Origin of the sequence: Mesorhizobium sp. M0088 (assembly GCF_040322895.1) — a bacterium.
Taxonomy (GTDB): domain Bacteria; phylum Pseudomonadota; class Alphaproteobacteria; order Rhizobiales; family Rhizobiaceae; genus Mesorhizobium.
The window spans coordinates 113138-126831 of record NZ_JAMYUI010000018.1 but is presented as its reverse complement, the minus strand read 5'-3'; the positions used below and the strand labels follow the sequence as shown (position 1 = coordinate 126831).

The 13694-nt window shown below is 62.1% G+C and carries 11 protein-coding genes; 9 read left to right on the top strand and 2 right to left on the bottom strand.

Annotation, left to right across the window (positions count from 1 at the left end; translation table 11 throughout):
• The first annotated feature begins 219 nt into the window (after positions 1–219).
• The 6 genes from NKJ67_RS22185 (at position 220) to NKJ67_RS22160 (ending at position 7500) form a co-directional block, all read left to right on the top strand.
• On the top strand, positions 220–1872 hold the full coding sequence (locus NKJ67_RS22185; protein WP_127331805.1) for an ABC transporter substrate-binding protein: 1653 nt from the start codon (positions 220–222) through the stop codon (positions 1870–1872).
• A gap of 227 nt (positions 1873–2099) precedes the next feature.
• Positions 2100–3134 (top strand): ABC transporter permease, encoded by a 1035-nt coding sequence (locus NKJ67_RS22180; RefSeq protein ID WP_027035014.1) that lies wholly within the window; start codon positions 2100–2102, stop codon positions 3132–3134.
• Positions 3135–3146: 12 nt separating this feature from the next.
• Positions 3147–4304 carry an ABC transporter permease gene (locus tag NKJ67_RS22175; protein ID WP_027035013.1) on the top strand — a complete coding sequence of 386 codons (1158 nt, stop codon included), beginning with the start codon at positions 3147–3149 and terminating at the stop codon, positions 4302–4304.
• Between the two features lie 67 nt (positions 4305–4371).
• The gene (locus tag NKJ67_RS22170; protein ID WP_128303439.1) at positions 4372–6720 is read left to right on the top strand and encodes a dipeptide ABC transporter ATP-binding protein; all 2349 of its coding nucleotides are present in this window, start codon (positions 4372–4374) and stop codon (positions 6718–6720) included.
• 118 nt (positions 6721–6838) lie between these two features.
• Positions 6839–7066: a ribbon-helix-helix domain-containing protein gene (locus NKJ67_RS22165; protein WP_023813213.1), complete on the top strand. Its 228-nt coding sequence runs from the start codon at positions 6839–6841 to the stop codon at positions 7064–7066.
• Positions 7063–7500: a TA system VapC family ribonuclease toxin gene (locus tag NKJ67_RS22160; RefSeq protein WP_023813212.1), complete on the top strand. Its 438-nt coding sequence runs from the start codon at positions 7063–7065 to the stop codon at positions 7498–7500. Before NKJ67_RS22165 ends, NKJ67_RS22160 begins: the two co-directional genes overlap by 4 nt.
• 88 nt (positions 7501–7588) lie before the next feature.
• Here the strand turns inward: NKJ67_RS22160 and NKJ67_RS22155 are convergent, their stop codons facing one another.
• Complete coding sequence (locus NKJ67_RS22155) at positions 7589–8179, bottom strand: transglycosylase SLT domain-containing protein (RefSeq protein ID WP_352551710.1); 591 nt, start codon at positions 8177–8179, stop codon at positions 7589–7591.
• Between the two features lie 216 nt (positions 8180–8395).
• On the opposite strand from NKJ67_RS22155, the gene NKJ67_RS22150 reads away from it, so the two are divergent.
• Both NKJ67_RS22150 and NKJ67_RS22145 read left to right on the top strand, forming a co-directional pair.
• Positions 8396–9934 carry a trimethylamine methyltransferase family protein gene (locus tag NKJ67_RS22150; RefSeq protein WP_352583086.1) on the top strand — a complete coding sequence of 513 codons (1539 nt, stop codon included), beginning with the start codon at positions 8396–8398 and terminating at the stop codon, positions 9932–9934.
• A gap of 57 nt (positions 9935–9991) precedes the next feature.
• Positions 9992–12418, top strand: a complete 2427-nt coding sequence (locus NKJ67_RS22145) for a GcvT family protein (RefSeq protein WP_352551713.1) — start codon at positions 9992–9994, stop codon at positions 12416–12418.
• 113 nt (positions 12419–12531) lie between these two features.
• Here NKJ67_RS22145 and NKJ67_RS22140 read toward each other — a convergent pair whose 3' ends face one another.
• A complete protein-coding gene (locus tag NKJ67_RS22140; protein WP_352583084.1) occupies positions 12532–12924 on the bottom strand; it encodes a DoxX family protein in 393 nt (130 codons plus the stop codon).
• A 200-nt stretch (positions 12925–13124) separates the two neighbouring features.
• Between NKJ67_RS22140 and NKJ67_RS22135 the strand changes: the two genes are divergently transcribed.
• Positions 13125–13613, top strand: coding sequence for a hypothetical protein (locus tag NKJ67_RS22135; RefSeq protein ID WP_023813207.1), 489 nt, complete (start codon positions 13125–13127; stop codon positions 13611–13613).
• The last annotated feature ends 81 nt before the right edge of the window (positions 13614–13694 follow it).

Here is a 13694-nt window from a genome sequence, read left to right as displayed (position 1 = left end):
TCCGGGCTGGAGTAAATGTCTCAGTTTAATCGACTACCGAGATTCCAGAAGAATCCGTTGGACAGTAGCAAATTTGCGCCAAGACTGTCGTTATCACGCGAACCGCTCCCCTTTCAAAGTTGCACATTCCCTAACATGTTCTCAATCCACGCCGTCTTTGACATCATGGCCTGGATGCGGAATGTTAAAAGGCGGAAAGCCAACAATGGGAGTTAAGTCATGACAATTTATAAGAGTAATGGCGATCGCGTTCCGGATCACATCCTGGCCATGGCCGAAGAAGCCAAGGCAGGCAAGGTGGATCGCCGCGAATTCCTGGCCATGGCCAGCGTCTTCGGTGCATCGACGGCAATGGCTTACGGCTTGCTCGGCCTCGCCGATCCGACGCCGGCGAAGGCCGAAGAGGTAAAGGGCAAGAAGGGCGGCACGCTGAAGATCGCCCAGTGGATTAAGGATCCCAAGGACCCGCGCAAGGCCGACTGGTCGGAAATCGCCAATGCCGAGCGCCAGGCGCTCGAGCCGTTGGTCAAGTACACGTCCGAATACACGTTCCGCCCCTATCTGCTGGAAAGCTGGGACGTCAACGACGATGCCACGCAGTACACGCTGCATGTGCGCAAGGGCGTCACCTGGTCGAATGGCGATGCCTTCACCTCCGCCGACGTCGTCTTCAACCTGAAGCGTTGGGCCGACAAGAAAGCCGAAGGCAATTCCATGCCAGGCCGTCTTGGCTCGCTGGTCAAGGACGACAAGCTCGACGAAAGCGCCGTGACCATGCCGGACGACCACACGGTCGTGCTGAAGCTCACCAAGCCGGACATCGCGCTGATTCCGAACATGTGCGACTATCCCGGCCTCATCGTCCACAAGACCTTCGATGAGAAGGGCGGCGACTTCAAGGCCTGCCCGATCGGCACCGGTCCGTTCGAACTCGTCTCCTACGATGTCGGTCAGAAGGTGGTCTACAAGCGCCGCACCGACGACAAGTGGTGGGACGGCGAAGTGTTCCTCGACGGCCTGGAATTCATCGACTACGGCACCGATCCGGCGGCCATGGTCAGCGCTTTCGAAGCCGGCGAAGTGCACACCAATTTCGAGACTTCGGCCGACTACGTGTCGATCCTCGACGGCATGGACCTGGTGAAGTCGGAAATCGTCACCGCGTCGACCATCGTCTGCCGCACCAACGTCAACAACAAGCCCTATGGCGACCAGAAGGTGCGCAACGCGCTGCAGCTTGCGGTCGACAACAATGTCGTCTTGCAGCTCGGCTACGGCAATGCCGGTTCGGTCGCCGAAAACCACCATGTCTGCTCGATCCATCCGGAATATTACGAGCTGCCCAAGGTTGCCCGTGATCCGGCCAAGGCAAAGGCGCTGATGGCGGAAGCCGGCCAGGCCGACTTCGAACACGAGCTGATCACCGTCGATGAAGACTGGCACAAGAATACCGGCGATGCGATCGCCGCCCAGCTGCGCGACGCCGGCATCAAGGTGAAGCGCACCGTTCTGCCGGGTTCGACGTTCTGGAACGACTGGACGAAGTATCCGCTGTCGATGACCAACTGGAACATGCGCCCGCTCGGCGTCCAGGTTCTGGCCATCGCCTATCGCACCGGCGAGGCCTGGAACGAGGCCGGCTGGTCGAATCCGGACTGGGACGCCAAGCTCAATGCGGCGCTCGCCGTTGCCGACGCCGCCAAGCGCAAGGAAATGATGAAGGACATCGAGCAGATCCTGCAGGATTCCGGCATCATGATCCAGCCGTACTGGCGCAAGCTCTACAGCCACTCGGTCAAGGCGGTGCAGAACTACAAGATGCACCCGACCTTCGAACGCGACTACGGCAAGGTCTGGCTCGAGCAGGCTTGATCGCATCGACATGGGGGAAGGGGCTCGCTCCCTTTCCTTGCTCTTTGCATCGTCCGTCCCTGCTGGTCCGCACTTCCTCAAAAAAGTTGCGGACTCGCGGGCAAGGCCATGCAACAAAAACAGGGTTGATCGCATCCGAAGGCCTGTTTGACAGCCAGCCCCGCCGGTTACGGCAGGGTTGGCTTTCATAGCCGGCTCAAACCCCAACCCATCGGCAGGGGGCCGCCATGCTTTCCTTCGTTATCAGGCGTCTTGGCACCATGGCATTGACGATGCTGTGCCTGACCATGGTCGTCTTCTTCCTGATCAACCTCGAACCCAATCTGAAGAAGCTGGCGATCAGCCAGACCGAAATGCATACGTCGGCCGAGCAGCTCGAGAGCTGGCTGGTCAACCATGGCTACCGGCAGAACTTCTTCGTCCGCTATGGGCAGTGGCTGGGCGTGGTGCCCAAGCAACCTGTTACAGACCCGGCGACCGGCAAGCCGGCGCAGCGGTTCTCCTTCTGCAACGATCCGCTCGTGCCGACCTTCGCCGGCGTTTTCCAGGGCGATTTCGGCTGCTCGACCAAGTTCAAGGCGACCGTCGCCTCAAAGCTGTTTCCGGCACTCGGCGCTACGGGCATCCTGATGTTCTGGGTGCTGGTGGTGATGGTGCCGATCTCGCTGCTGATCGGCATTCTGGCCGGCATGCGCGAGGGGTCGCGAACCGACCGGGTGCTGTCCGTGGCGTCGATCGCCTCGACGGCGACGCCTGAATATGTGTCGGGCGTCATCTTCACTGTCATCTTCGCCTCATGGCTCGGCTGGCTGAACGGCTCGGCGGCTTCGGCCAGCCAGGGCATCACCTTCTACAATTTCACTTTGCCGGTGATGACGCTGGCGATCTACGGCATCGGCTACATCGCCCGCATGACGCGTGCTTCGATGGTCGAAGTGATGACGCAGCAATATATCCGCACTGCCAGGTTGAAGGGTCTTTCCTTCGGCAGCGTCGTGGTCAAACATGCCTTGCGCAACGCGCTGATCGCACCGTTCACCGTCATCATGCTGCAATTCCCGTGGCTGCTCACCGGCGTCGTGATCGTCGAGGTGATGTTCCGTTACCAGGGCTTCGGCTACACGCTGGTCGAGGCGGCCGGCAACAACGACATCGACCTTTTGCTCGGCTGCTCGCTGGTCTCGGTGTTCATCGTCCTGATCACGCAGCTCATTTCCGATGTCGGCTACGCGTTTCTCAATCCGCGTATCAGAGTTCAGTAGGGGGCGAAGCGGATGCCGGTTCAATACATCAGTGGCTTCACCATCGTTCTCGAAGTGCTGTCGCGCTTCTGGCCGGTCTGGATCGCGCTCGTCATCGTCATGGGTGCGAGCTTCGCCTACAAGAAGAAGCTGGCGCTCTACGGCCAGCTGTTCGACAGCGGCGTCGGCATCGTCGGCGTCGGCATCTGCCTGTTCTGGCTGTTCACGGCGATCTTCGCCGCGACCATTTCTCCCTTCGACCCGCTGGCCCAGATTCCCATCATGAAGGATGTGCTGCCGGGCGCCGTCGAACCGAAATCGGGGCTGACCTATCTGTTCGGCGGCGACAAGCTGGCGCGCGACGTGTTTTCGCGCATGGTCTATGGCAGCCAGATCGTGTTGATCATCGCGCCTGCGGCAACCGGGTTCGCGCTGATGGTCGGCATCACGCTCGGCCTGCCGGCCGGCTATTATGGCGGCAAGATCGACACCGTACTGTCGTTCCTGGCCAACCTCGTGCTCGCCTTCCCGGTCATCCTGCTGTTCTACCTTTTGGTGACGCCGGGCATCATGGACACGCCGATCCCCTATGGCATGGCCGGCGTCTTCTTCCTGTTCCCGATCATCTTTTTCAGCGTGCTGTTCTGGACCCGCTACAAGAACCGGCCCGACCGGCTCTACATCCTGCTCGGCATCACCCTGATCCTCGGCGGCTGGATCTATGCCGGCCTGGTCTTCGACGCCGATCCGCTGAAGATCGTGCATATCGATCCCAACCAGCTCAACATCTTCGTGGCCGTGGTGTTCGCCTCCAGCCCCGGCGTGTTCCGCATCGTGCGTGGCCTGGTGATGGACATCAAGACGCGTGACTATGTGGCGGCCGCGCAGACGCGCGGTGAATCACCCTGGTACATCATGTTGTGGGAGATCCTGCCCAATGCGCGCGGGCCACTGATCGTCGACGCCTGCCTGCGCATCGGCTACACCACGATCCTGCTCGGCACGCTCGGTTATTTCGGCCTTGGCCTGGCGCCAGAAAGTCCGGACTGGGGCACCGCGATCAAGGACGCCAGCCGCCTGCTGCGCTCCTTCATCCACCCGGCGTTGCCGCCGACGATCGCACTGATGTCGTTCGTGCTGGGCTTGAACCTGCTCGCCGACTCGCTGCGCGAACAATCGATGAAAGACTGATCTCGCGGGTTTCGACCCGATGCGCCTGATAGAAACAGGCCTAGAAGAACCAGGATTGGAGCGACCCATGAACGAGGCAGTTCGAAATCCCGCCACGCCAACCAATGGGCCGGCCAACGCGCCGATCATCGAGATCGAGAACCTGTCGATCTCCTTCTTCACCCGCAAGGGCGAGATCCCGGCGGTCATGGATTTTTCCTGCACCGTCATGCCCGGCGAGGCGATGGGCATCGTCGGCGAATCCGGCTGCGGCAAGTCGACCGTGTCGCTCGGCATCATGCGCGACCTCTCCAACATCGGGAAGATCGTCGGCGGCAAGATCAAGTTCCAGGGCAAGGACATGGGCGAGCTCTCCGACGAGGAGTTGCGCTCCATTCGCGGCAACAAGATCGCGATGATCTACCAGGAGCCGATGGCGAGCCTGAACCCGGCGATGAAGGTCGGCCAGCAATTGATGGAAGTGCCGCTGATCCACGACAAGGTGTCGAAGGAAGAGGCCCATAAACGCGCGCTTGACATGGTGCGCGCGGTCAAGCTGCCTGATCCCGAGCGCATGATGCGCTCCTATCCGCACCAGCTCTCGGGCGGCCAGCAGCAACGCATCGTCATTGCCATGGCGCTGCTGTCGAAGCCGGCGCTGCTTTTGCTCGACGAACCGACGACGGCGCTCGACGTGACGGTGGAGGCCGGCATTGTCGACCTGGTCAAGGGGCTCGGCGAGAAGTTCGGCACGTCGATGATTTTCGTGTCGCACAATCTCGGCCTGATCCTGGAAACCTGCGACCGCATCACGGTTATGTATTCGGGCGAAGCGGTCGAAACGGGCAAGATCAAGGACGTGTTCGACCGGATGCGCCACCCTTACACGCAAGGGCTGTTCCGCTCGATCCCGCTGCCCGGCGCCGACAAGAACTCGCGGCCGCTAATTTCGATCCCCGGCCAGCTGCCGCTGCCGCACGAGCGGCCCAAGGGCTGCAATTTCGGCCCTCGCTGCCACCATTTCGTCGAGGGCGTCTGCAACGCCGCCGAAATCCCGATGATCGAGGTCGCGGGTCACGAAGGCCATTTCTCGCGCTGCGTGCGCTTCAACGAGATCGACTGGGAGGCGCTGCCGCCCGGCGCCAAAAAGGTCAATGAGCGCGTCGTGCCCGGCGCTCCGGTGCTCAAGATCGAGGATCTCAGAAAATACTACAGGGTGGGCGGCAGCGAGGTGTTCGGCTCGAGCGAGGGCCGCGTCGTCAAGGCCAATGAGACGATCTCGTTCATGGCGCGCGAATCCGAGACGGTTGCCATCGTCGGCGAATCCGGCTGCGGAAAGTCGACGCTGGCCAAGGTGCTGCTCGGGCTGGAGACGGCAAGTGCCGGCACGGTGACGCTGGGCAACAAGGAAATCCAGTCGACGGGCATCGAGAAGCGGAGTGTCGACACGGTGTCGTCGATCCAGATGGTGTTCCAGAACCCGTTCGACACGCTCAATCCCAGCCATTCGGTCGGTTCGCAGATCATCCGCACGCTGGAGAAGTTCAATGTCGGCAAGACGGTCGCCGACCGCCGCAAGCGCATGCTGGAGCTGCTCGACCTGGTGAAGCTGCCCAGGGCGTTCGAGACCCGCAAGCCGCGCCAGCTATCCGGCGGCCAGAAGCAGCGCATCGGCGTGGCGCGGGCCTTTGCCGGCGACGCCAAGGTGGTGGTGGCCGACGAGCCGGTCTCGGCACTCGACGTGTCGGTGCAGGCGGCGGTGACCGAACTGCTGATGGACATCCAGCGCAAGAACAAGACGACAATGCTGTTCATCAGCCATGATCTGTCGGTCGTGCGCTACATCGCCGACCGCGTCGTGGTCATGTATCTCGGCTATATTGTCGAGCAAGGCACGACCGACCAGATCTTCGCGCCGCCCTACCATCCTTATACCGAGGCGCTGCTGTCGGCGATCCCGATCGCTGACACCAGCGTGGTCAAGCGGCACATCGTGCTGGAGGGCGACATTCCCTCGGCGATGAACCCACCGTCCGGCTGCCCGTTCCAGACCCGCTGCGGCTACAAGAAGCTGGTGCCTGACAATCTGTGCGAGACCAAGGTGCCACCGGTCAAGCATCTCGGCGGCGGCCATATGAGCCTGTGCTGGCTCTCCGACGACGTGCTGGCAACGATGGAGCCGGTGATCAAGTTCGATAAGGAGCACGCCGCGCACGAAGGCGTGCCGGATGACGCGCCGCATGGCGATGGCCCCGGTTTTGCCGGCACGCCACCGAAGCGTCCGCGCGGCAAGACGGGCAGCGCGGAAGCCGATGCAGCGAGGCAGGCCGGCGAGGAGACGGAAGCCGTTTCGAAAGCCCGCCGTCACGAGGTCCGCGACGAGGTTTCGGAAACCGGCGATACCCCAAAGCCGGGCGTTTCTAGGAAACCGAACTGACCGGCATCAGGCAATGCCATCAATTTCATATGCTGCGCAAAACATGCGTCCCTTGAGAATCTCAGTCTGTTGCTCTATGTGATGCGTGATGTTTGATGCTTGGAAAGGAGGACGAATTGTGAGAACGACACTTGCAATCGATGATGATGTCCTTCTTGCCGCCAAGGCTATGGCGCGGCAGCAGGATCGCAGCGTGGGAGAAGTCATTTCCGATCTGGTTCGCCGTTCGCTGCGTCGGCCGCAGGCGGGCGGTGAGCGCAACGGCATTCCCTTGCTTTCGTCGCGGCCCGGCGGGCCGATGGTCGATCTCGAAACGGTCAATGCGCTTCGCGACGAGCTGCCGTGACCTTCCTGCTCGACGTCAATGTGTTGATTGCGCTGATCGATCCGGCTCATGTCGCGCATGACGATGCCCATCGGTGGTTCGAATCCACCGGGCATCACTCATGGGCCACATGCCCCATCACCGAGAATGGCGTTATCAGGATCGTGGGCAACCCCAAATACCCCAACTCTCCTGGCTCCCCTGCCGTCGTCGCGCCGATCGTCGGCAAATTGCACGCACTTGCCGGACACCAGTTCTGGCCCGATGACATTAGCCTTGTCAGTTCCAGAGAGATCGACGCGGGCAAGATCCTGACTTCGACGCAAGTAACCGACAGTTATCTGCTGGCGCTGGCCAAGTCGCATGACGGCGAGTTGGCGACGTTCGACCGAAAGCTATCGACGACGGCGGTAAAATCAGGGAAGGCAATCCTTCATCTGATCCCAAGCAAATGAATCGCTGAGATCTTTTCTGCTCGAGGGGCGACATCACTTTTCCGCAGCGCCAAGTGATTTCACTTGGCTGCGTAATGCTCCGGCAAAGTCAGTTGCCGCACTCACTCAGTTGCTGCGCATAGTCCCGCGCCATCTTGTCGGTGGCCCGGGCATAGCCCTGGACGCCGGCATCGCCCCGGTTGCCGCGGCCATAGGCGGTCCAGCCGAGATAGTAGGCCAGGTAGAGATTGTAGGTATCGTTGCGGGCGACGCCGTACGTGTCGGATGTCTTGGAATGGTACCAGCCGACAAAGTCGACGGCGTCGGCGAATTTCGTCCGCCGTGCCGCCCAGTTGCCGGTCTCGCGCTGATATTGCGACCAGGTGCCGTCCAGCGCCTGCGAGAAGCCGGTGGCCGACGAGACATGCTTCCACGGAATGAAGCCGAGCAGCTTGGTGCGCGGCGGCCGTGCATTGCTCTTGAAACCGGATTCCTTGCGCACCGTCGCCATCAGCACGGGAACGGGGATGCCGTATTTCTGCTGGGCGCGCTCGGCGGCCGACTGCCAGTTGTCGAACCAGCCGTCATTCTGGTCGAAGACGGCACAGACATTGTTGATGTGGCTGGGCGGCGTGGCGCAGGCCGAAAGCGCCAGCAGCACGCAAACCGCACCAATTTTACTAAAACTCGAACTACGCATGGGCAGAGCAATAGGCCGAAATCATAAAGGGAATCTTGCGGCGTCCGTTAACGCTTCGCCGGCGCAGTCTCTCAAGGAAATCCAGTATCGATAATCCGACGCACTTCGTCGCTTTTTCTAAACAGACATTGCAGAAATGCCGCCGTGGCTAAAATCGCGCCCGCAGACGACGTATTTCTGACAGCTTGCCCGGTTTGCCGGGGCTTTGATACCGGCATGAACGAACCAAGACGCAAACGCGGCGCCGAGCGCACCAGCAACAGAGGGCCATCGGCCATCCCGCAACTGTCGCTCAGGCGGGTGACAAATCCCTATCCGCCAATGGCGATGCTGTCGCCCGACCAGATCGAGCAGATCCATCAGGCGTCGATGCACATATTGGAGAATTTCGGCATCGAGGTGATGAGCCCGCGGGCGCTGTCGCTGTTCGAGAAGGCCGGCGCCAAAGTCGATCATGCCTCGGCGAATGTCCGCATCGATCGCGGCCTGGTCGAAGACGTGCTGAAGACCACGCAGTCCAGCTATGTGTTGACGCCGCGCAACCCGGCCAACGCGGTTCATCTCGGCGGCAACACCATCAATTTCACGCTGGTTGCCGGACCGCCCAATGTGCACGATATGGAGCGCGGCCGCCGCGCCGGAAATTTGCGCGACTATTCGGATCTGACCCGGTTGGCGCAGCATTTCAACTGCATCCACATGCTGGGCAACCAGGTCTGCGCACCGGTCGAACTGCCGGCCAATTCCCGCCATCTCGACACCTATTTCACCAATCTGACGCTGACCGACAAGAGTTTCCATGTCTCGGCGATCGGGAGGGGCAGGGCGCTTGACGGCATCGAGATGATGGCGGTTTCGCGCGGGCTGACGCTCGATCAGATGCGCGACGACCCCGGCATCACCACCATCATCTCGGTCAACTCGCCGCGCCGCTTCGACGAGATGATGGCCGAAGGACTGATGACCATGGCCGAGTTCGGCCAGTCGGTGGCGGTGACGCCGTTCACGCTGATGGGGGCGATGAGCCCGGTGACGCTGGCCGGCGCGCTGGCGCAGCAGAACGCCGAGGCGCTGTTCGGCGTCGTGCTGACGCAGCTTGTCCGTCCATGCGCGCCGGTCATGTATGGCGCCTTCACCTCCAATGTCGACATGAAGTCCGGCGCGCCGGCCTTCGGCACGCCTGAGAACACCAAGGCCAACATTGCGTCGGGGCAACTGGCGCGGCGCTACGGGCTTCCGTACCGCACGACGCCGGGCTCGGCTTCCAACGCTGCCGATGCGCAGGGCGCCTATGAGACGCTGATGGCGCTGTGGGGCGCGGTGCTCGGCCACGGCAACCTCGTCTACCACGCCGCCGGCTGGCAGGAGGGCGGGCTGACGGCGTCGTTCGAAAAATTCATCATCGATGTCGAGATGATCCAGCACATGATGGAGTTCTTGCGCCCGATCGAGGTCAATGAGGCCGAGCTCGCCGTCGAGGCGTTGGGCGCGGTGCCGACCGGCGGCCATTTCTTCGGCGAACCGCACACGCTGGAGCGCTACGCCACCGCCTTCTACCAGCCGATGCTGTCCAACTGGCAGAATTACGAGGCGTGGCAGGAGGCTGGCGGGCTCGACGCGACGGCGCGCGCGACGCGGCTGTGGAAGAAGGCGCTGGAAGACTATGTCGAGCCGGTGATGGATATCGCCGTGCGCGAGGCGCTGGAGGCTTACATGGCCAGGCGCAAGGAAGCGATCGGGCAGGGCGAGCCGTGATCGTTCCCAGCTTGAATCCACTCACCCATCCAACTCACTGATAACAGAGCAAAACTCATGAAATCGCATGCAAAGGTCGTGGTCATTGGCGGTGGCGTCGTCGGGTGCTCCGTGCTGTTCCATCTCGCCCGCCACGGCTGGACCGATGTTGTCCTGCTGGAGCGCGACGAATTGACGTCCGGCTCGACCTGGCACGCGGCCGGCGGCATGCACACCATTAATGGCGACCCTAACGTCGCCAAGCTGCAGAAATACACCATCAACCTCTACAAGGAGATCGAGGAGCTTTCCGGGCAGGCGACCGGCGTGCATCTGACCGGTGGCGTGCTTCTGGCGGCAACCGAGGCGCGGCTGGACTGGCTGCGCGGCGTCGTCGCCAAGGGCCGCTATCTCGGCATCGAGCTGGAGGAGATCTCGCCCAACGAGGCGGCCGAACTGATGCCGCTTCTCGACCCCAGGCAGTTCGTCGGCGCCGTCAGGAACAAGGAGGACGGCCATCTCGACCCCTCGGGCGTCACCCATGCCTATGCCAAGGCCGCGCGGAAACTTGGGGCGGAAGTGGAGCGTTTCACCAAGGTCGAGGACATCGTGCGGCGTCCCGACGGGCTGTGGCGGGTCATCACCAACAAGGGCGAGGTGGTGGCCGAGCATGTCGTCAATGCCGGCGGCCTGTGGGCGCGCGAGGTCGGCCGCATGGTTGGTCTCGAACTGCCGGTGCTGGCCATGGAGCACATGTACCTGATCACCGAGGATATGCCGGAGGTCGCCGCCTGGAACGCCAAGACCGGCACCGAGATCATCCACGCGGTCGACTTCGATGGCGAGCTTTACCTGCGCCAGGAGCGCGGCGGCATGCTGATGGGCACCTATGAGAAGGCCAACAAGCCGTGGTCCGAATACCAGACGCCATGGAATTTCGGCCATGAACTGCTGGCGCCGGACATCGACCGCATCGCGCCGTCGCTGGAGGTCGGCTTCCGCCATTTCCCGGCCTTCCAGAACACCGGCATCAAGCAGATCATCAACGGCCCCTTCACCTTCGCGCCGGACGGCAACCCGCTGGTCGGGCCGGTGCGCGGGCTGCCGGGCTTCTGGGTCGCCTGCGGCGTCATGGCCGGTTTTTCGCAAGGCGGCGGCGTCGGCCTTGCTTTGTCGAACTGGATGATCGAGGGCGATCCCGGCGCCGATATCTGGGCGATGGATGTCGCGCGCTACGGCGACTGGGCGACGATGGCCTACACCAACGCCAAGGTGCGCGAGAATTATTCCAGGCGCTTTTCGATCCGCTTCCCCAATGAGGAGCTGCCCGCCGGGCGGCCGCTGAAGACGACGCCGATCTATGATCTGCTGTCTGCTGCGGGTGCGCAATGGGGCGTTGCCTATGGGCTGGAAGTGCCGCTGTGGTACGCGCCGGAAGGCGTCAAGGACGAATTCTCGTGGCGCCGCTCGAGCGACTTCACGCAGGTCGCCAAGGAGGTCGCGACGGTTCGTGACGGTGTCGGCCTGTCCGAGATTTCGAGCTTCGCCAAATACAAGGTGACGGGTGAGGGGGCGGCCGCCTGGCTCGACCGGATGCTTGCCTGCAAACTGCCGAAACCCGGCCGCATGACGCTGGCGCCGATGCTGAAGCAGGACGGCAGGCTGATCGGCGACTTCACGCTGGCCAATCTGGGGGAGGACGGCTGGTTCCTCGCCGGCTCCGGCATCGCCGAGCAATACCACATGCGCTGGTTCGAGCAGCACCTGCCAGACGATGGCTCGGTCCGCATCGAGGCGCTGGGCGCGAAGCTCACCGGCCTGTCGATCGCCGGCCCGAAGGCGCGGGATGTGCTGGCAAAGGCCACGCGTTCGGATGTCTCCAATGCGGCATTTTCCTTCATGGCCATTGGCCGGATGGATATCGGCATGGCGCCGTGCCTGGTCGGCCGTGTGAGCTATACCGGCGACCTCGGCTACGAAATCTGGGTGGCGCCGGAATACCAGCGCGCCGCCTATCAAGCGCTGATGGCGGCGGGCGAGGAATTCGGCATCGGCCTGTTCGGCTCGCGCGCCCTCAATGCGCTGCGGCTGGACAAGAATTACGGCTCATGGGGGCGCGAGTACCGGCCGATCTACGGACCGCTGGAAGCGGGGCTCGACCGCTTCGTTGCTTACGGCAAGGACGCCGATTTCATCGGCAAGGCCGCGGCGCTGGCCGAGCGCAAGCTGGGCGGCAAATTGCGCCTGCGCGCCTTTATCGTCGATGCCGACGATGCCGATGTCATTGGCGACGAGCCGATCTGGTTCGATGGTGCGGTGCGCGGCTGGGTGACGTCGGGCGGCTATGCGCATCATTCGAAGAAATCCGTCGCCATCGGCTATGTGCCGAAGGAGATCGCCGATGAGAGCGACGGCTTCGAAATCGAGCTGCTGGGCAAGCGCCATGCGGCGCGCATTCAGGCGGTGCCGCTTTTCGACGCCAATTTCGAACGGATGCGTGCCTGAAGCGCTTCGGCTTCGCCGATGCGCTTCAGATTCCTGTTTTGTGCATGTCGTTGTCCCAAAACCGCTGGGCACTTTTGGGCGACATGCACTAGGCATGCCCCTTCTTCTGGGCGTCAGGCGCTGCGGCGGTTGTCCAGCGCGAAGGCGCCGGCGCCGGCAAACACCAGATATAGGAAGATGAAGCAGAACGAGATCGCTGAATCGCCGCCATTGTTGACGGGGAAGAAGTCGCGCGGCATGTGCGCCATGAAATAGGCGATCGCCATTTCGCCGGCCAGAAGGAACGCGACCGGCCGGGTGAACAGGCCCAGCGCCAGCAGGATGCCGCCGGCGAATTCGAGGATGCCGGCGGTGAGTGACAGCCCGCTCAAAGCACCGGCGTGGTCGCTGATCGGGAAATTGAACAGCTTCTGGGTGCCGTGTTCGATGAACTGCAGCGCGGTCACAATGCGCAGAATGCCGAGTGCCTGCGGCTGATATCTGGCAAGGCCGTCGAAAGGCTTCATCTAAAACTCCTTTAGCTTCCGGGATCGGCCATAGTTTATCGCCCGGCATTGGACCATTCATTTCCCCTGGTTTGCCATCAACAATCAGTGATTGGTGAATGTTCCCAATTCCCTTCAAATGTTTCTCGCCAGGGTTGCATTAATACCTCTATGGTTGTATCAATGCGTGTACAACAATCTGAATGTGAGGGGGTCTTGCCATGAAAAAAGTCGTCATCAGCCTGTTCGCGATCGTCGCAGGCACCAGCTTCGCCATGGCCGAGGACGCCGGCTGTGAGGCCTTCAAATGGCCGGTGACGCGGGAGCAGACCCTGTTTGCCGCGGCACCGGCAACGCCGCCCGGAGCGGCGCTGGCGGTTGGTGCGGCTGCGGACCTGGCGCTGGTGCCGGTAGAGAAAGCCGGTTTTGCGGTGGCGCCCGAACGTGCGCCGGCATCAGACACGTTTGGAGCCGTCGCCAGCGTGGAAGTGCCGTCCGAGGGAGCCATTCAGATAAGTCTCTCGGGGGAGGCCTGGATCGATGTCATCCAGGATGGCCAGGCCATCAAGTCGGCGGGCTATAGTGGCGTGAAAACATGCCCTGGCATCCGCAAGAGCGTGCGCTTCAAGCTTGCGCCCGGCCCGGCCACCGTCCAGTTCAGCGGCGCGAAAAAAGCTGAGTTGAAGGTTGCGGTGCTGGCGCCGGAATGAGACGGCGCCAGGCAGGGGTAGAGGCCTTCATCGGTGGTCTGATGAAAACCCGCGCTTTGTGTCAGCGGTTTTCGATCGCGG

Excerpts from the sequence above, each read along its gene's own strand:
- NKJ67_RS22185 (WP_127331805.1), top strand. The coding sequence starts at position 220 with ATGACAATTTATAAGAGTAATGGCGATCGCGTTCCGGATCACATCCTG.
- NKJ67_RS22180 (WP_027035014.1), top strand. The coding sequence starts at position 2,100 with ATGCTTTCCTTCGTTATCAGGCGTCTTGGCACCATGGCATTGACGATG.
- NKJ67_RS22175 (WP_027035013.1), top strand. The coding sequence starts at position 3,147 with ATGCCGGTTCAATACATCAGTGGCTTCACCATCGTTCTCGAAGTGCTG.
- NKJ67_RS22170 (WP_128303439.1), top strand. The coding sequence starts at position 4,372 with ATGAACGAGGCAGTTCGAAATCCCGCCACGCCAACCAATGGGCCGGCC.
- NKJ67_RS22155 (WP_352551710.1), bottom strand. The coding sequence starts at position 8,179 with ATGCGTAGTTCGAGTTTTAGTAAAATTGGTGCGGTTTGCGTGCTGCTG.
- NKJ67_RS22150 (WP_352583086.1), top strand. The coding sequence starts at position 8,396 with ATGAACGAACCAAGACGCAAACGCGGCGCCGAGCGCACCAGCAACAGA.
- NKJ67_RS22145 (WP_352551713.1), top strand. The coding sequence starts at position 9,992 with ATGAAATCGCATGCAAAGGTCGTGGTCATTGGCGGTGGCGTCGTCGGG.
- NKJ67_RS22140 (WP_352583084.1), bottom strand. The coding sequence starts at position 12,924 with ATGAAGCCTTTCGACGGCCTTGCCAGATATCAGCCGCAGGCACTCGGC.
- NKJ67_RS22135 (WP_023813207.1), top strand. The coding sequence starts at position 13,125 with ATGAAAAAAGTCGTCATCAGCCTGTTCGCGATCGTCGCAGGCACCAGC.